The 15,642-nt window shown below is 70.8% G+C and carries 16 protein-coding genes; 5 read left to right on the top strand and 11 right to left on the bottom strand.

The features are described 5' to 3' along the window. Positions 1-133: 133 nt before the first annotated feature. Positions 134-913 (bottom strand): PE-PPE domain-containing protein, encoded by a 780-nt coding sequence (locus ACFW0G_RS38640; protein ID WP_378330476.1) that lies wholly within the window; start codon positions 911-913, stop codon positions 134-136. A gap of 329 nt (positions 914-1,242) precedes the next feature. Further along, positions 1,243-1,845, bottom strand: a complete 603-nt coding sequence (locus ACFW0G_RS38635; protein WP_378330475.1) for a MerR family transcriptional regulator — start codon at positions 1,843-1,845, stop codon at positions 1,243-1,245. 93 nt (positions 1,846-1,938) lie between these two features. Between ACFW0G_RS38635 and ACFW0G_RS38630 the strand changes: the two genes are divergently transcribed. Beyond that, positions 1,939-3,159: an FAD-dependent monooxygenase gene (locus ACFW0G_RS38630; RefSeq protein ID WP_378330474.1), complete on the top strand. Its 1,221-nt coding sequence runs from the start codon at positions 1,939-1,941 to the stop codon at positions 3,157-3,159. On the opposite strand, the gene yaaA is transcribed toward ACFW0G_RS38630, so the two are convergent. Continuing rightward, positions 3,146-3,892 (bottom strand): peroxide stress protein YaaA, encoded by a 747-nt coding sequence (gene yaaA / locus ACFW0G_RS38625; RefSeq protein ID WP_378330473.1) that lies wholly within the window; start codon positions 3,890-3,892, stop codon positions 3,146-3,148. The two genes, ACFW0G_RS38630 and yaaA, sit on opposite strands and share 14 nt — an antisense overlap. Before the next feature lie 63 nt (positions 3,893-3,955). Between yaaA and ACFW0G_RS38620 the strand changes: the two genes are divergently transcribed. Further along, positions 3,956-4,921 carry a GNAT family N-acetyltransferase gene (locus ACFW0G_RS38620; RefSeq protein ID WP_378330472.1) on the top strand — a complete coding sequence of 322 codons (966 nt, stop codon included), beginning with the start codon at positions 3,956-3,958 and terminating at the stop codon, positions 4,919-4,921. Between the two features lie 80 nt (positions 4,922-5,001). Next, positions 5,002-5,940: an aminoglycoside phosphotransferase gene (locus ACFW0G_RS38615; RefSeq protein ID WP_378330471.1), complete on the top strand. Its 939-nt coding sequence runs from the start codon at positions 5,002-5,004 to the stop codon at positions 5,938-5,940. Positions 5,941-5,948: 8 nt separating this feature from the next. On the opposite strand, the gene ACFW0G_RS38610 is transcribed toward ACFW0G_RS38615, so the two are convergent. Next, positions 5,949-6,854, bottom strand: coding sequence for a 2-hydroxyacid dehydrogenase (locus ACFW0G_RS38610; RefSeq protein ID WP_378330470.1), 906 nt, complete (start codon positions 6,852-6,854; stop codon positions 5,949-5,951). A 110-nt stretch (positions 6,855-6,964) separates the two neighbouring features. Next, entirely contained in the window at positions 6,965-7,321 is a 357-nt protein-coding gene (locus ACFW0G_RS38605) for a VOC family protein (RefSeq protein WP_378330469.1), read from the bottom strand. A 126-nt stretch (positions 7,322-7,447) separates the two neighbouring features. On the opposite strand from ACFW0G_RS38605, the gene ACFW0G_RS38600 reads away from it, so the two are divergent. Together ACFW0G_RS38600 and ACFW0G_RS38595 are read left to right on the top strand one after the other, a co-directional pair. Further along, positions 7,448-9,196, top strand: coding sequence for a proline--tRNA ligase (locus tag ACFW0G_RS38600; RefSeq protein WP_378330468.1), 1,749 nt, complete (start codon positions 7,448-7,450; stop codon positions 9,194-9,196). A 13-nt stretch (positions 9,197-9,209) separates the two neighbouring features. Next, a complete protein-coding gene (locus tag ACFW0G_RS38595; protein ID WP_378330467.1) occupies positions 9,210-10,196 on the top strand; it encodes a hypothetical protein in 987 nt (328 codons plus the stop codon). Positions 10,197-10,597: 401 nt separating this feature from the next. Here the strand turns inward: ACFW0G_RS38595 and ACFW0G_RS38590 are convergent, their stop codons facing one another. The 6 genes from ACFW0G_RS38590 to ACFW0G_RS38565 all read right to left on the bottom strand — a co-directional run bounded on the left by ACFW0G_RS38590 (position 10,598) and on the right by ACFW0G_RS38565 (position 15,434). Further along, a complete protein-coding gene (locus ACFW0G_RS38590) occupies positions 10,598-12,751 on the bottom strand; it encodes a bifunctional lysylphosphatidylglycerol flippase/synthetase MprF (protein ID WP_378330466.1) in 2,154 nt (717 codons plus the stop codon). Between the two features lie 104 nt (positions 12,752-12,855). Further along, the gene (locus tag ACFW0G_RS38585) at positions 12,856-13,563 is read right to left on the bottom strand and encodes an HAD family hydrolase (RefSeq protein ID WP_378330465.1); all 708 of its coding nucleotides are present in this window, start codon (positions 13,561-13,563) and stop codon (positions 12,856-12,858) included. Positions 13,564-13,582: 19 nt separating this feature from the next. Next, positions 13,583-13,993, bottom strand: a complete 411-nt coding sequence (locus ACFW0G_RS38580) for a secondary thiamine-phosphate synthase enzyme YjbQ (protein WP_378330464.1) — start codon at positions 13,991-13,993, stop codon at positions 13,583-13,585. Positions 13,994-14,013: 20 nt separating this feature from the next. Beyond that, positions 14,014-14,613 carry a dihydrofolate reductase family protein gene (locus ACFW0G_RS38575; protein ID WP_378330463.1) on the bottom strand — a complete coding sequence of 200 codons (600 nt, stop codon included), beginning with the start codon at positions 14,611-14,613 and terminating at the stop codon, positions 14,014-14,016. An 18-nt stretch (positions 14,614-14,631) separates the two neighbouring features. Further along, positions 14,632-15,099 (bottom strand): SRPBCC family protein, encoded by a 468-nt coding sequence (locus ACFW0G_RS38570; protein WP_378330462.1) that lies wholly within the window; start codon positions 15,097-15,099, stop codon positions 14,632-14,634. Continuing rightward, a complete protein-coding gene (locus ACFW0G_RS38565; protein WP_378330461.1) occupies positions 15,096-15,434 on the bottom strand; it encodes an ArsR/SmtB family transcription factor in 339 nt (112 codons plus the stop codon). The genes ACFW0G_RS38570 and ACFW0G_RS38565 overlap by 4 nt, the downstream gene beginning before the upstream one ends. Between the last annotated feature and the right edge of the window lie 208 nt (positions 15,435-15,642).

Here is a 15,642-nt window from a genome sequence, read left to right as displayed (position 1 = left end):
CCGCCCCGGGCCCCCGGGGGGGGGGGCGGGCCGCGGCGGGGCCCCACCCCCCGCGGGGGGGCTTATGGGGGACCCCGGGCGGGGGGGCCCGGGCGGGGGCGGGGGGGCCCCCCCGGTCCGGGTGGTCATCCGCTCAGGCGCGGGGCCACGGCGGACGGCAGTTCTGGCGCGGCAACGGCTGCGAGGCGTTGGTGTACACCCCGTCGGCGATGGTGTCGCCCATGATGGACCGGCCGTCCGTCGGCCGGGTCCACTGATAACACTGGTGCTGCGCGAAATATCCGCCCGGTGCTTCGAGGGTGTCGAAATGGCAGACGCCGTCGGTCTCGATGCAATAGCGGATGAACGGGATACCGCCGAAGTTGGGACGGCCGGGGCCGAACGAAACATAGCCGCCGAACGGCGACGGCGCGCCCATCCCCGCCGGGAGCACCGCGCTGATCCCGCGTCCCGGCGGGCCGACCGGCTGCATCGGGTCCGCGAAGATCTTCGCGGTGAAGCGCGACTTGTCCACGCCGAGCTTTCCGTCGGCGATGTCGTTGAGCACCAGGTTCGCGACGATCGCGCCCTGCGAATAGCCAACGACGGTGAACTCGGCCCCGGGGTTCTCCGCGAAAGCGCTCTGGACGACGCGGTTGCCCTCCTCGTGGCCACGGGCGACGCTCTGGTCCATCGGCGTCTGGTCGCAGCCCGGCAGCCCCGCGGCACCGGCCGGGTAGTGCACGACCCGCCGGATGCCGCCGCGCAGCCAGGCGTCGTTGTACACATTTCCGGCGCCGTCACAGGTGCCGCCGACGAGAATGTAGTAATGGGCCCCCTCGGCCTGCGCGGTCGAAGCCGTGGCGCCGAGCAGCCCGGCGACCAGGGTGGCGACAGCCGTGCCGATCACCGCCACCCATTGAGGTTTCTTCATGTGAGCGTTCCTTCCCCGCCGAATACGCTGTTGTGTCGGGAAAAGGGAAAGTTATCCACGAACCATGAAATCCTGATGACATGTCTTTTCGTGACACTTTCGAGTGAACGCCTGCCGGTGTCTTCCGGTCCGTGAATGCCTCCCCGTGCACGCCGACACCGGGTGATGCTGTCGGCGTGGGCGGGAGGCCCTGAGTACTTCCGCCGCCTCCCAGGGACGCCCTTGTCGCACTCCGGGCCCGGCAGACCGAAGGCGTCCTTCGGCGCATTCGGCAGCACCCACGGCCCCAGGCCTCTTAGTGAGAAAACCTCGATGTGGCATTCATGGACCTACCTGGCGTTTTCCGTGGCGATCCGGATCAACGTCGCCAGCAGGCGCTCGTACAGCACCGCGCCGAGCACGGCGCGCACCGCGAACTCCGCGCGATCCTCGGGCGCGGGCAGCAGGGGCAGTTGCTGCGCGGCGATCGTCTTGGCCGCGTCCAGATAGGGCCCGAGCTTGTCTGGGTCGGCGGGCAGGCCGATGCGGCGCAGTCCGGCGAGGGCGCGGGCGAGCTGGTCCCGTCCGTCCGAAGTGGACGTCCAGCCTTCGTGGGTCAGTAACGTTTCGGCACCCGTGCGGTCGCCGAAGCCGTCGTCGTGCGCCGTGCTGCGGGCGTCGGGCGTGGCCGCGTACATCGCCGCGGCGAGGAGGTCCTGCGAGGGGAGGCTCTCGTTGTCGATGGCGTCGAGCAGGTGCCGGATCCGGGCGATGGGGACTTCGCCGGTCTCCACGAGCGTGCGGATCAGCAGCAGGCGGGTGAGGTGGTCCTCGCCGTACTCGGCCTTGGTCTCGCCGAGCGGCTCGCCCTTGGGGAGCAGCCCTTCGCGCAGGTAGTACTTGATCGTCGGGATGGACACGTTCGCCCGCAGGCTCAGTTCCTTGACCTTCACGCCGCTCCTCTTGACTGGATACCGGCACTATCCTACGTTGGATAGTGCGGGTATCCAGAGATGACCCGCTTCGTCACAGGCAGGGGAGCCTTCATGACCACGAAAACTGTGCTCGTTTCCGGCGCGGGGGTCGCCGGAGTCACGCTGGCGTACTGGCTCGGCCGGTACGGCTTCGATGTCACCGTCGTCGAGCGCGCGGGCGCGCCGCGCCGGGGTGGGCAGGCCATCGACATCCGGGGCGCCGCGCTCGACGTCGCCGAACGCACGGGCGTGCTCGACGACGCGCGCGCCGTCGCCACCGACATCACCGGTATGGCCTATGTGGACGCTCAGGGGGAGCGGATCGCCTGGATGGACGGCACGTTCGGTTCCTTCGATCCGCTCGACGTCGAGATCCTCCGCGGCGATCTGCTCGCCTTGCTCGACGAACGGGCGGGCGCGCACGCGGAGTTCGTGTTCGGCGACGCCGTCACCGCGCTGACCGAAACTCCCGAGGGCGTCGACGTCACCTTCGCCCGGTCCGCGCCGAAGACCTTCGACGTGGTGCTCGGCGCCGACGGCCTGCATTCCCCGGTGCGGGACCTGGCCTTCGGTGAGGACAGCGCCGTGCTGCACGACCTCGGCGTCGTGCTCTCCACGTTCACCGTGCCGGACCGCTGGGGCCTGGACCGGACGCAGCGGACTTTCGTCGAACCGGGCCGGGTCGCGACCGTGTCGGACACCCGGGTCGACGGCGAGGCCCGTGCCACTCTGATGTTCCCGGCACACGGGCGCGCGTATGACTACCGCGACGTCGAGAGCCAGTACGCGTTGCTGTCCGAAGTGTACGAAGGGGCTGCCTGGGACGTGCCGTTCCTGCTGGAGCAGGCGCGCCGGGCGCCGGACTTCTATCTCGACGCCTGCGCGCAGGTGCGGCTGGATCACTGGTCGGCCGGCCGGGTCGCGCTGGTCGGCGACGCGGCGTGTGCCGGTTCGCCATTGTCCGGGCAGGGGACGAGCGTGGCGCTGGTCGGTGCCTACGTGCTCGCCGGGGAACTCGCGGCCGCGCACGGCGACCACCGCCTGGCGTTCACGCGGTACGAGGAACGGCTGCGGGAGTTCTCCCGGCTCAACAACAAGTTCGCGCTCGGCATGGCGAAACGGGTCGCGCCGGGCACGCCGTGGCAGACCCGGCTGCACCTGTGGCAGATCAGGATGATCCCGTACACGCCGGGCAAGAACCTGGTCTTCAAGCTGATCGGGCGGCAGGTGCGGAAGGCGGCCACGGCGGTCGTCGTGCCGGACTATCCGGTACCGGAGGTCAGTCCCCGGTGAGCAGTTCCAGCGCGTGCTCGCCGGTGCGTTCGACCACCAGCCCGGCCTTGGTAATCACCTTGACAAGTTGCTCCACAGTGGACGGTTCGGCCCTGGTGGTGGCCAGCACCGCGGCGAGCCTGCCCTTGTAGGCCTTGTTGAAATGGCTCACCGTGGTGCGGTTTCCGTGCGCGTCCTCGGTCACCACGCGCACGGTCACCGCGTCCGGCCGCAGCTTGGCGAACGCCGAGTAGGTGCCGGAGCGCAGGTCCACGATCAGGCCCTCGATCTCGTGCAGCACGGGTTCGAGGACGGGCTTCCACAGGCCGCGGACGGTGCCCAGCCCCGGGACCGTGTTGCCGCCGGAAAGCCGGTACGCCGGGATCGGGTCGGTGGCGGAGACCACGCCGAACAGTGAGGACGTGATGGCCAGCCGTCGCTGGGCCTTCGCCAGTCCCGCCTTCGTGAAGCCGCGGACGTCGAGCGCGTCGTAGAGCACGCCGGTGTAGCGGCTGAGTGCCGGCATGGTGGGCGAGGTCCAGAGCCGGGCGTTGCGGGTGACCTCGTCGCTCTGCCGGGCCGAGATGCCGAGCGCGGCGAGGCTGGCCGGGACGTCGCGGGCGAGGTCGGCCAGCGCGTCGGCCAGTTTCGCCCGTACCGGGTTCAGCTCGGGGAAGGACAGCGCGGTCAGGTCGAGCGCCGGGCCGTTGCCGCCGTCGGCCTTGGTCTCGGAAGGGGGGAGGAGCACGAGCACACCCTGAGCGTAATCGGGGGAAATCCGGGTGCGCGGGCCGGTACGGATGCTTAGCCTCGCGTGATGGATCTCCTCTGGCGGCCGCTGACCCTCGACGACGCCCCGGCGATGGCCGAACTGGTCGCGATCACGGAAAAGGTCGAGCCGACCGGCGAGCACTACGACGCCGCGGACCTGCGGGAGCTGATGAGCAGCCCGAACGTCGACCTCACCGGGGCTTCGACCAGCGGCTGGGACGGCGAGCGACTCGTCGCTTCCGGCATCGTGATCCGCCGGGGCTCCGCGGATCCGGCGCACATGGTGCGGTTCGAAGCGCTCACGCATCCGGATTACCGCGATGACGCGCTGGGCGAACACCTCATGGCGTGGTTCGCCGAGTCGGCGAAGCGGGTGCACGAAAAGGCGTTCCCTGGCGCACCATTGGAGCTGCACGCCGCCGCGCACGAGGATCAGCGGTGGTTCGCGGGAACGCTGGAGCGCGCCGGGTTCCGGCATCTGCGGTCCTTTGTGGACATGCGGGCCGATCTCGCGAGCCTGCCCCCGGCACGGCCGCTCCCGCCGGGGTTCGAGCCGGTGCCGTATACCGGACGCTACGACGAACTCACCCGGCTCGCGCGCAACGCCGTCTTCGCCGACCACTGGGGCTCGGCCGAACAGTCGCCCGAGATGTGGCGGCACCAGGTGAGCGAGAGCAAGGATTTCCGGCCGGAGCTGTCGTTCCTGCTGCTCTCTCCGGCCGGGGACGAGGTGCTCGCGTTCGTGCTGAGCGCGTATTTCGCCTCCGACGAGGCGGCCACCGGCGTCCGCGAGCTGTACGTCAGCGACGTCGGTACCCGCGAGTCACTGCGTGGCAGGGGGATCGCGTCGGCGCTGCTCGGGTACACGCTGGAGAAGGCGAAGGAGCAGGGCTTCGAGCGATCCGCGCTCAACGTCGATGTCGACAACGCACAGGGCGCGCTGGGCGTCTACGAACGCTGCGGCTACCGCACCGTCCAGACGTGGGCGGGGTACGTCCTGCCCGTCACCTGAGCCCTGACGCGGCGACCCGCCCGCGCGAATTTCTGTACCGTGGATTTTCACGGACGGGGAGTGCGGCGCAGGGGAGCGTGATGACGGCGTCGGTGTCCGCGCGCCGGGGCTGGCACGATCTGCCGGAGCCGGTGCGTGACGTGGTGGAGCGAGAGCTGGGAGGCGCGGTACGGCGGTCGTTGTGGCAGACCCCGGAGTTCGACGGTGCCATCGCGGCCCGGCTCGAACTGGAGAACGGTGGCCGCGCGTTCGTCAAGGCACTGCCCGCGGACAGCCCGCGGGCGGGCGGTTACCGGGCCGAGGCCGCGGTCACCGCCCGGCTGCCCGAGGCGGCCCCGGCGCCCCGATTACTGTCCTTTGTGGACGATTCGTGGCTGGTGCTGGCGTTCGTGGATTTCGACGGCACCCGGCCGGTGCTGCGGCCCGGCTCGCCCGATCTGTCCGCGGTGCTGGCCACCTTCGGCGCGCTCGGGCGCACGCTCACCCCGTGCCCGCTGCCGGACGTCCCCGCCGCGCTGGACGACCTCGGGCCGCTGCTGCGCGGCTGGCGTGAGATCGCCGCCCGCCCGCCGGACGATCTGGACCCGTGGGCGGCCCGCAATCTCGGCTCGCTGGTCGCGCTGGAGACCTCGTGGCATCCGTGGGCGGCGGGGGACACGTTGCTGCACAACGGGATCGAGCCGGACAGCCTGGTGCGCACCGGACCGGGCCGGGTCCTGGTGACGAACTGGCGCTATCCGGCCCGCGGCGCGGGCTGGCTCGACCTCGTCACGCTCGTGCCGCACCTGCTCGACGCCGGGCACGCGCCCGCCGACGTCGACCGGCTGCTGCGTGGCCGCCCGGTGCTGTCCGGGGTACCCGGCTGGGCCGTCACCGCCTTCGGGGTCGCGCTCGCCGGGTACACCGAGCACGCGGGCAGGCTGCCCGAACCCCCGGCGACGACCGGGGTCCGGGCACGCCAGCGCAGGCTCGCGGCGGCGACCCGGCGCTGGCTGGCCCACCGCACGCGCTGGAGCTGACCAGCGGCTCAGCGCACCCGGTTCAGGAGGTCCTCGCCCGCGGCGAAGCGGCGCAGCTGCTCGGCGGCCAGCCGCTTCGCGCGCGGGTAGAACGAGGCCGACCCGCCCGCGATGTGCGGGGTCAGGATCACGCCCGGCACCTTCCACAGTGGATGGTCGCTCGGCAGCGGTTCGGGATCCACCACGTCGAGTGCCGCGCGCAGCCGCCCCGAACTCGTCTCGGCCAGCAGCGCCGTGGTGTCGATGGCGGTACCGCGGCCGACGTTGACGACCAGCGCGCCGTCGGGCAGCGCGGCCAGCTCCGCCGCGCCGACGAGCCCGCGCGTGGCCGGGGTGTCCGGCAGGATCAGCACCACGATGTCCGCCTCGGGCAGCAGGTCCGGCAGCTCCGCGACCGCGTGCACGTGGTCGCCGGGCCGCGCCGTGCTCGCCACCCTGGTCACCACGGCCTCGGCGGCGAGCAGCTGACGCTCGATCGCCTGGCCGATCGAGCCGTACCCGACCAGCAGCACCCGGCTGTCCGCGAGCGACCGCGTGTGCTCGCGCTCCCACGAGCCGGCGGCCTGCTGCGCGAACCAGCGCGGCAGATCCCGCTGCGCGGCGTGGATCAGCGCGAGCGCGTGCTCGGCGACGCTGAGGTCGTGCAGCCCCCGCCCGTTGGCCAGCGCGACCCCCTCCGGCACCACGGGCAGCAGCATCTCCACGCCCGCCGAGAGCGACTGGACCGCTCGCAGCGCGGGCAGCTTCGGGATCAGCCGCGCCGGCTCGGGCCCTTGGTCGTAGGGCAGCACGTAGAACTCGACGTCGTCGAGAACGCTGTCGTCCGGGAACGGGCCGGTGCCGTCGTAGTAGCTGACGGACAGGCCCGCCGGGACCTCGATGTCGCGCCATGGCAGGAGTACACGATGGGTCATGCGATCGCCTCGCTCCGCGAGACCGTGTCGAATCCCTTTTGGCGCATGATGTCCATGATTCGCTCGCCAGCGTCGCTCATGCCCGCCAGTGTGCCCGCCCGGGTATGCCCTCAGCCGTGCAGGCCCGACGAGACGCAGAACTCGTTGCCCTCCGGATCGGTGAGCACCGTCCACGTGAGCCCGGGCAGCTCGTGGGTCTCGTGCTCGTCCGCGCCCAGCGCCACCAGCCTGGCTATCTCCTCCTTCCGATCGCTCGTGCCGAAGTCGATGTGCACCCTGTTCTTCCCCTTTCGCGGTTCCGGGACCTGCTGAAAGCCCAGGACCAGCCCGCCCTGCGCCGGTGGTTTCAGCGTCAGGAAGAAGCCGTAGTCCTGGTCGATTTCCGTGCCCAGCGCCCGCGTCCAGAAACTCGCCAGCTTCGGCGGGTCGGCGCAGTCGATGGTGATCATGCCCGTGGTCAGCGTCATGGACGGGACGCTAGCGGGTACCACCGACAGAAACCGGCGCCCGCCGATAACCCGTTGGAAGCGGTCAAGGGGGGTTGACTACGCTGCACAGCACGTCTACCTGCCCGCTTTCGCGAGGAGCCAGAAGTGATCACCAGGATGTCGTCGTTGTTCCTCCGCACCCTGCGCGAGGATCCGGCGGACGCCGAGGTACCCAGCCACCGGCTGCTGGTGCGTGCCGGCTACGTCCGCCGGGTCGCCCCGGGTGGCTATTCCTGGCTGCCGCTCGGGATGCGCGTGCTGCGCCGCATCGAGAACGTGGTGCGCGAGGAGATGAACGCGATGGGCGGGCAGGAGATCCAGTTCCCCGCGCTGCTGCCGAAGGAGCCCTACGAGGCCAGCAACCGCTGGACCGAGTACGGCGACAGCCTGTTCCGGCTCAAGGACCGCAAGGGCGCCGACTACCTGCTCGGCCCGACGCACGAGGAACTGTTCGCGCTGACCGTGAAGGGGGAGTACTCCTCCTACAAGGACTATCCGGTCACGCTGTACCAGATCCAGACGAAGTACCGCGACGAGGCGCGGCCCCGCGCGGGCATCCTGCGCGGCCGCGAGTTCGTCATGAAGGATTCCTACTCCTTCGACCTCGACGACGCGGGCCTGGAGCGGTCCTACCAGGCCCATCGCGACACCTACATCAAGCTGTTCGACCGGCTCGGCCTCGAGTACGTCATCGTCAAGGCGACGTCGGGCGCGATGGGCGGCTCGGCCTCCGAGGAGTTCCTGGCCGTCGCCGAAACGGGTGAGGACACCTACGTCCGCAGCACCGGTTCGGGCTACGCCGCCAACGTCGAAGCCGTCGTCACGCCCGCGCCGCCCGCGCAGCCCGTCGAGGGACGTCCCGCCGCGCAGGTGCACCACACGCCGGACACGCCCACCATCGAGACGCTGGTCGCGTTCTTGAACGCGGCCGGTCTCGGGCGCGAGTTCACCGCCGCCGACACGCTGAAGAACGTCCTGGTGAAGACCCGCCAGCCGGGCGCCAAGGAGTGGGAGCTGCTCGGCGTCGGCGTCCCCGGCGACCGCGAGGTCGACATGAAGCGCCTCGAAGCCTCGCTCGAACCCGCCGAGGTCGCCCTGCTCGAAGAGGCCGACTTCGCGAAGAACCCGTTCCTCGTCAAGGGCTACATCGGGCCGAAAGCCTTGCAGGACAACGGCGTTCGCTACCTCGTCGACCCGCGCGTCGTCACCGGGACGGCCTGGGTCACCGGTGCCGACAAGGCCGGCCACCACGTCGTCGACCTCCTCGCGGGCCGCGACTTCACCCCCGACGGCACGATCGAGGCCGCCGAGGTCCGCGAGGGCGACGCCTCCCCGGACGGCCAGGGCACGCTGGTCGCCGCGCGCGGTATCGAGATCGGCCACATCTTCCAGCTCGGCCGCAAGTACGCCGACGTGTTCGAGCTGGACGCGCTCGGCCCGGACTCCAAGCCGATCCGCATCACCATGGGCTCCTACGGCGTCGGGGTGTCCCGGCTCGTCGGGGTGCTCGCCGAGCAGAACCACGACGATCTCGGGCTGGTCTGGCCCCGCGAGGTCTCGCCGTTCGACGTGCACGTCGTGATCGCGGGCAAGGACGAGACCGTCGCGGCGGGCGCCGAGAAGCTGGCCGCCGAGCTGAGCACCGCCGGGGTCGAGGTCCTGCTCGACGACCGCAAGGCGACCCCCGGCGTGAAGTTCGCCGACGCCGAGCTGGTCGGCGTCCCGACGATCCTGGTGGTCGGGCGCGGCCTGGCCAACGGGGTCGTCGAGGTCAAGGATCGGCGCACCGGCGAGCGCGAGGAGATCGCCGTCGACGCGGTGGTCGATCACCTGGTCAAGCTCATCCGCTCCTGAGGGTCCGCGACCGATGGGGTGGTTCGGCCGCAAGCGCGACGATGCGCCCGGCTACGAGGACAACGCCGCGCTGCGCGGGTTCGGGGGCTACGAGCCCTCGGACTCGCGTGGCTTCCGGCCCAGCGAGGGCTACGGCGCGCCTCAGCCCTCGGGGATCGAACAGCCCGAACCGCCGCGCGCCGAACCACAACGGATCCGGGCCGCCCGCCGGACCCGGCCGCAAAAGCGGGGCCGCGGTTACGTCGGCTGGATCGCCGTCGGCGTGGTGGCGCTCGCGGGTGCGGTCTCGCAGTACTTCGGCTCGGGCCACGACGACCGCGCCTCGGCGCCGACGAGCCGTAAGCCGAGCGTCTACACTCCGCCTCCGCAGGTCACGGTGCCCGCGGTGGTGGACGGCTGGCACGCGGTGGCCGGTCGTGACGGTTCGTACGCCTACGACGTCCCGCCGAACTGGCAGCCGAAGCCCGGCACCCTGCACGGCTGGGAAAAGGGACCGGCCGTCCCCGGGATCACGCTCGCCACGAGCGCCTTCCTGGACAGCGGGTTCTGCCCCGGGAAGTCGTCGAGCGAACGGGGTGGCAGCGGCGTCACGACCGTGAAGGTCGCGGATCCCGCGACGGCCGCCGCGCAGGCGGTCAACGACCTCGCGGTGAGCCGGTACAGCCCCGACGCGGGCCCGCTCGCCCAGATCGCTCCGCAGCCCGCACAGCAGGCCGAGGTCACGCTCGCCCCGGGCAAGACCCGGCCCGCGAGCGTCGCCCTCGCCGAGGTCGTGCCGTCGGAGGCCGGTCCGTGCGTGCCGAAGCGCGCCCTGGTCGCGGCCATCGCGATGAGTTCGGGTGACGCGCCGGCCGCGCAGTCCGCGGTCCTGGTCGCCTACTCCGACCAGGACGTCCCCGGCGCCGCGGATCGCGAGCAGCTGCTGCGCGTCCTCCGCAGCTACCGGGGCGTCCCGGAATCCGACCGCACCACCACGACCCCGCCACCCTCGACCCGCTGACCCGGCCGCACCGCTCAAGTCCGTGGGGGCCTCCCGGAGAGACCCAGGATCCCTCAAGGAGGCCCCCACGGACTTCCCGCACCCGCGCCCCGCCTCGCGTGTCCACAAAGGACGGAAACGCCGTGAAGGACTCCTTGCCAGCGCTCAACGCCGGTAAGGAGTCCTTTGCGGCCCTGTCAGAGAGGCGCGACGATCACCGAGGGACGCCCTGGGTGCGTTGAGCGCGACGCGGGCGTCCCTTGGCGCGACCAACGCACCGAAGGCGTCCCTCGGCACCCCAGCCCCACCGCGTCCACAAAGGACACCACCCGAGCGGGCGAGCCTGGGTCGTAAGTCCGTGAATGCCACATTGAGGGACTCAGAGTCCCTCAATGTGGCATTCACGGACCTCCGCGGAAGAATCAGCGTTTGCGGGCCATTTTCGCCAGTTCCAGCAGGCCTGTCTTCGGCAGATAGGCGCGTTGCAGCGCGAGTCCGATCCGCGGCAGGTCCGCCTCGTCGCGGAAGGTCAGGTACAGCGGTTCGTGGCGCGGCTGGAACTTCGCCTTGAACGCGTGCAGCGAGCGGAAACCGTAGTACGGCTCCATCAGCGCGCCGAGCGTTTCGAGCGCGCGTTCCACGGTGTGCGCGGGGCCGCTGCGCGAGCTGTGCGCCAGCGGGGCGCCGGACAGCGACACGAACCGGGCACCCTCCTCGCGGAAGGCGAGGCAGGCCGAGGCGATCAGGAACTCCATCGCGGGCCGGAACCCGTCCGCGCGGCGGCGCATCACGTCCAGCGTCCAGCCGCCGACCTGGCCGCCGCCGATGTGCACCGGCAGCCACGAAGTCACGCCGTGCACGACGCCGTCCGCGTCGACCGCGAGGCCGACCCTGGTCGCCGGGTCCATCGCCTCGTCGACGCCGCCGAGCGTGAAGCCCATCTCCGGCATGCCCTTGTCACTGACCCATTCCTCGGACACCGAGCGGACCTGCTCGACGATCGCCTCGGGCTGTTCGGCCAGCCGCACCAACCGGAACTCGATGCCGTCCTTCTTCGCCCGGTTCAGCGCGGTGCGGACGTCCTGCCACGCCTTGCCGCGGAACTCGAGGGACTCGAGGTCGATGAGGGTGTCCTCGGCGACCTGGACGTGCTTCCAGCCGAGTTCCCTGGTGACCTCGATCGTGGTGGCCGTCGCCGAGAACACGCACGGGACGAGCCCGGAGTCCTCGCACATCGCGGCGAACTCGGTGATCGCGCGTGCGCCCTTGCCGTCCGGGGCGATCGGGTCGCCGAGCGCGATCGCGGCACCGGCGTGCTGCTGGTAGGCGAGGTAGGAGCGGCCGTCGGCGGTCACGAAGTACGAGTTCTGCGGCCAGGTCGTCATCCACGACAACGTGCTGCCGCCGTTGTGCCCGAGCAGGGCCCGCGCGATCGCCGGGCCGGGGCCGACCCGGGTGAGGCGCTTGCGCCGCCGCCGGGACGGCGCCCGGAACGCGTCGCGCGCGCCGATCAGCAGCACGAACTCGACCGTCCACAGGAGATTGTCCACCAAGGACAGTGACGGCGTCTCGGCGTCGAAGTCGCCGCCGAGGTAGTGCGCGACCGCGATCAGCCCGCCGATCAGGAGCACCTGGGCCATCGCGAAGAGGGTGAGCCCGATCGCCCAGCGCCAGGCGAACTGGCTGCCCTTGCGCAGTCCGTTGAGGACCGGGAGCACCACGACGCACAGCACGGCGAGTTCGATACCCGACGGCGACATGTCGGCCGAAGATCCGAAGGGACCGTCGCCGGGCACGAAGTACATGACGACTTCGGCGACGGTGACCAGGAGCAGCCCGGAGACCGCGAGCAGCCGCCGTTCCCGCAGTGTCGGGCGGCTGGGCTCCTTGACCCGGTGCGGGCCGACCAGCAGACGGCCGAGCGGGAGCCCGAGCACCAGCGCGAAGAAGTGCACCAGATCCGCGAGCGTCCCGACGTAGATGATCGCGACACCGGCGTACACGCACAGCCCGGCCCGCACCCGCAGCCGCCACGGCGCGCGCAGGCTGGCGCTCGCGACGGCCATCGCGAACAGTGCGCCACCGGAGAACCCGACGTCCATGGTGGTGGCCAGCCGGTCCGCCCACACCCAGCCGGAGCCGCGGTACAGCGCGAGGAACTGCAGCGCCACCAGCACACTCACGAGCTGCCCGCCGATCGTGACGACCATGGCGCGCCGCGTGCCGAGCCGCCATTCGGCGATCCCGGCGAAGAGCGCGAAGCTCCCCACCATCGGCAGGTAGAACCACGGGACGACCGCGAAGAACGGCCCGGTCACCAGCGTCCACCAGTGCCCGGCCTCCAGCGACGGCAGGCCGTACGCGACGAGCGGGTACGCCGTGTGGTCCTCGGCGGCGCGCCAGAGCGCGCCGGTGGCGACGCTCAGCATCAGCATCGCCATGACGACGGTGGTGGTGAACGGTAGTCGGTGCCACAACACGGCGAGCTTCGCGGTGACGCGGGCCGTCTCGCCCGAGTCACTCCCCCCGGTCCGGACACCGTCGGCGGTCCCCACCGCCGGCGCTGCTTCTGTCATGCCCGGAAGTCTTCCGTGCGCGCACGGAGGAGAACATCCATCGCCGGGGCTAGATTTCCCCTAGGGGAGTGCTACCACCGGTGGACGAGGGCTGGCCGAAAGGACTATGCGCCCAGCACAGCGGCCCGGACCGCGGCTGCGTCGGTGAGGTCCGCCAGCACCGTGTGCGCGCCCGCGGCCCGCAGCTCGTCCGCGCCGTAGGTCCCGGTGGCGACCGCGACGGCGACGGCGCCATGGTGCAGCGCCGCGTCGACGTCGGCCGGGGTGTCCCCGATGACGACGACGGCGTTCGCGGCGAAGTCGGTGCCGTGCTTGGCCGCCGCGCGGGCGACGGCGTGCGGGACGAGGTCAGGCCGGTGCGCCGAGAGCGAGCCGTAGCCACCGATGTCCAGGTCGAGGTGTTCGTGCAGGCCGAACGTGGCGAGCTTGAGCCGCGAGATCTCCGGCAGGTTGCCGGTCACCAGCGACTGGACGACGCCGTCGTGCCCGGCCAGCGCGGTCAGTGTCTCGGCGGCGCCCGGCAGCGCCCGGCCGCCGGTGCGCAGGGTGCCCGCGGCGCGTCCGGAGACCGCGATCAGCTCGGCCCACAGCCGCTGGATCATCTCCTCGGTCGGCTCGATGCCGTGCGAAGCGAGGATGTCGGCCGAGATCGCGCGTTCGGTCCGGCCGCCGAAATCGGGACGGACCCGCAGTTCGGTGCCGGTCGTCGTGCTCAGCGCCTCGGCGTACCAGGCGGTACCGATGCCGGTGTAGTCCACCAGCGTGTGGTCGATGTCCCAGAGCACCAGCCGGTGCGGACGTGTGCTTGTCACAGCGCCGACGTTACCTGGCTCAGCCGGCCAGGAAACTGAACCGGACGCGCCGCACGGGATTGTCCACGTTGGTGTCCACCAGGCAGACCGACTGCCAGGTGCCCAGCGCCAGGACGCCGCCGAGCACCGGGATCGTCGCGTACGGCGGCACCAGCGCGGGCAGCACGTGGTCCCGGCCGTGACCGTGCGTGCCGTGCTGATGCCGCCACCGGTTGTCGCGGGGGAGGAGTTCGTCGAGCGCGGTGAGCAGGTCGTCGTCGCTGCCCGCCCCGGTCTCCAGCACGGCGAGGCCCGCCGTCGCGTGAGGGACCCACACGTGCAGGAGGCCGTCCTCGGCATCTGCGTCGCGAAGGAAGGTCTCGGCGTCCCTGGTCAGGTCGTGCACCACGGCGGTGCCGCCGGTGCGCACCTCGATCTCGGTGGAGTACATGTCCGCCAGCGTAGGCGTGCTCAGCGATAGCACACGCGGTAGCGCAGGTGCGTCACGCCGGTGCCCTCGACGACCTCCACACGGTCGAACTCGGCGATGTCGGTGTCCATCTTCTCGAAGTAGCGGATTCCGTTGCCCAGCAACACTGGGACCAGGTCGATCCGCACCTCGTCGAGCAGTTGCGCGTTGAGGCACTGCTGGGCGATGTTCGGGCCCGCCACGCTCACGGTCCCATCGCCCGCCGCTTTCGCTTGTGCCACAGCGCTTTCGACGCCGTCGTGGACGAAGGTGAACCGCGCTTCCGGGGTCGGCGGCCAGTCCTGGGGTGGTGGCCGGTGGGTCACCACGAAGGCGGGCACGCCGAGCGGCGCGACACCGCCCCAGCCCTTGGTGTGGTCGAAAATCCTTCTGCCGCAGACCATCGCGCCGTCCCGCATGGTCGCGATCAGTTCCTCCCAGTACCGGGCGCTGGCCGCCGACATCCGGAAGCCGAGCCGGTACCCGGGTGGCCGCACCGGAACGTCGCCGTTGGTGTGCCAGTCGAACAGCGGGCCGACCGAGTCGTCGGGACGGGCGACGAAGCCGTCGAGGGACATGCAGAAGCTCGTCATGACGGTCATTTCGGGTCCCTTCCCGGCTCAGCGGAGCAACGCGGCGAGCCGGTCCATGGACTGGGTGATGCCGTGCATCATGCCGGACTCGACGGCGCCGTCCCGTGCTTCGACCGACGGGAACACGGAATGGGTGCGTACCCGGGTACTGCTGCCGAGGTCCTCGAACACGACGGACTCGAGGGTGACTTCGCCGGGCTTGCCGTCCCATTCGAAGGTCTGGATGATCCGCTCGCCGGGTTCGGCCGTGTGGAAGACCCCGCGGAAGCGGAACTCCTCGCCGTGGGCGGTCCGGTGCACGTAGCGGTAGCCGCCGCCGGACCGGACGTCGTACTCGATCAGCTCCATGGTCAGTTCTTCCGGGCCGAGCCAGCGGGCGACGAGTTCGGGGTCGGACCAGACGCGGTACACCTGTGCCGGGGTGGCGTCGAAGTCGCGGACGACGTCGATGAACGGCGTGCCGGGCTCGCTGGTGATCGTGGTGGGGTTGGTCATTTTTCCTGCTCCTTCAGCGTTTCGAGGACGTCGTCGAGCCTGCGGTGGCGGCGCTCGGCCGCCAGCCGGTAGCCGTCGATCCAGCCGGTGAGCGATTCCAGCGCCGCCGGGTCGAGATGGCAGGGCCGCCGCTGGCCGTCACGGCTGCGGGTGATCAGCCCGGCCGTCTCGAGCACCTGGATGTGCCGCGAGACCGCCTGTTTGGTGATCTCGAACGGCTCGGCCAGTTCGTTCACCGTCGCCTCGCCCCGCGAGAGGCGGGCGATCAGCGCCCGGCGCACCGGGTCGCCCAGCGCGGTGAACGCCCGGTCCAGCCATTCATCATCAACCGCCATCTTTATCAAGCCTTCTGTTTATCAACGAATGTGTTGACTATAAGGGCAGGCTCGGCGATCGGTCAACCATGGGGGAGGGAGACCCGCGAACTCGCTGTCCTGCGGTAGCGGGCCTAGGGCGTGTCTGACAAATATTCTGGTTGTTTGTTGGGATGCTGTTGGTCGTGTCGCGGTTTCAGTTGCTTTCGGATGCTCAGTGGGCGTTGAT

Origin of the sequence: Amycolatopsis sp. NPDC058986, assembly GCF_042741125.1 — a bacterium.
Lineage (GTDB): Bacteria > Actinomycetota > Actinomycetes > Mycobacteriales > Pseudonocardiaceae > Amycolatopsis.
The sequence above is the reverse complement of the archived record's forward strand: the minus strand, read 5'-3'. Positions and strand labels throughout refer to the sequence as shown.

Bases quoted from the DNA above. Each gene is read 5' to 3' on its own strand.
- ACFW0G_RS38570 (WP_378330462.1), bottom strand. From the start codon at position 15,099: ATGACCAACCCCACCACGATCACCAGCGAGCCCGGCACGCCGTTCATC.
- ACFW0G_RS38605 (WP_378330469.1), bottom strand. From the start codon at position 7,321: ATGACGCTGACCACGGGCATGATCACCATCGACTGCGCCGACCCGCCG.
- ACFW0G_RS38630 (WP_378330474.1), top strand. From the start codon at position 1,939: ATGACCACGAAAACTGTGCTCGTTTCCGGCGCGGGGGTCGCCGGAGTC.
- ACFW0G_RS38565 (WP_378330461.1), bottom strand. From the start codon at position 15,434: ATGGCGGTTGATGATGAATGGCTGGACCGGGCGTTCACCGCGCTGGGC.
- ACFW0G_RS38640 (WP_378330476.1), bottom strand. From the start codon at position 913: ATGAAGAAACCTCAATGGGTGGCGGTGATCGGCACGGCTGTCGCCACC.
- ACFW0G_RS38620 (WP_378330472.1), top strand. From the start codon at position 3,956: ATGGATCTCCTCTGGCGGCCGCTGACCCTCGACGACGCCCCGGCGATG.
- ACFW0G_RS38575 (WP_378330463.1), bottom strand. From the start codon at position 14,613: ATGACCGTCATGACGAGCTTCTGCATGTCCCTCGACGGCTTCGTCGCC.
- ACFW0G_RS38590 (WP_378330466.1), bottom strand. From the start codon at position 12,751: ATGACAGAAGCAGCGCCGGCGGTGGGGACCGCCGACGGTGTCCGGACC.
- ACFW0G_RS38595 (WP_378330467.1), top strand. From the start codon at position 9,210: ATGGGGTGGTTCGGCCGCAAGCGCGACGATGCGCCCGGCTACGAGGAC.
- ACFW0G_RS38580 (WP_378330464.1), bottom strand. From the start codon at position 13,993: ATGTACTCCACCGAGATCGAGGTGCGCACCGGCGGCACCGCCGTGGTG.
- ACFW0G_RS38610 (WP_378330470.1), bottom strand. From the start codon at position 6,854: ATGACCCATCGTGTACTCCTGCCATGGCGCGACATCGAGGTCCCGGCG.
- ACFW0G_RS38615 (WP_378330471.1), top strand. From the start codon at position 5,002: ATGACGGCGTCGGTGTCCGCGCGCCGGGGCTGGCACGATCTGCCGGAG.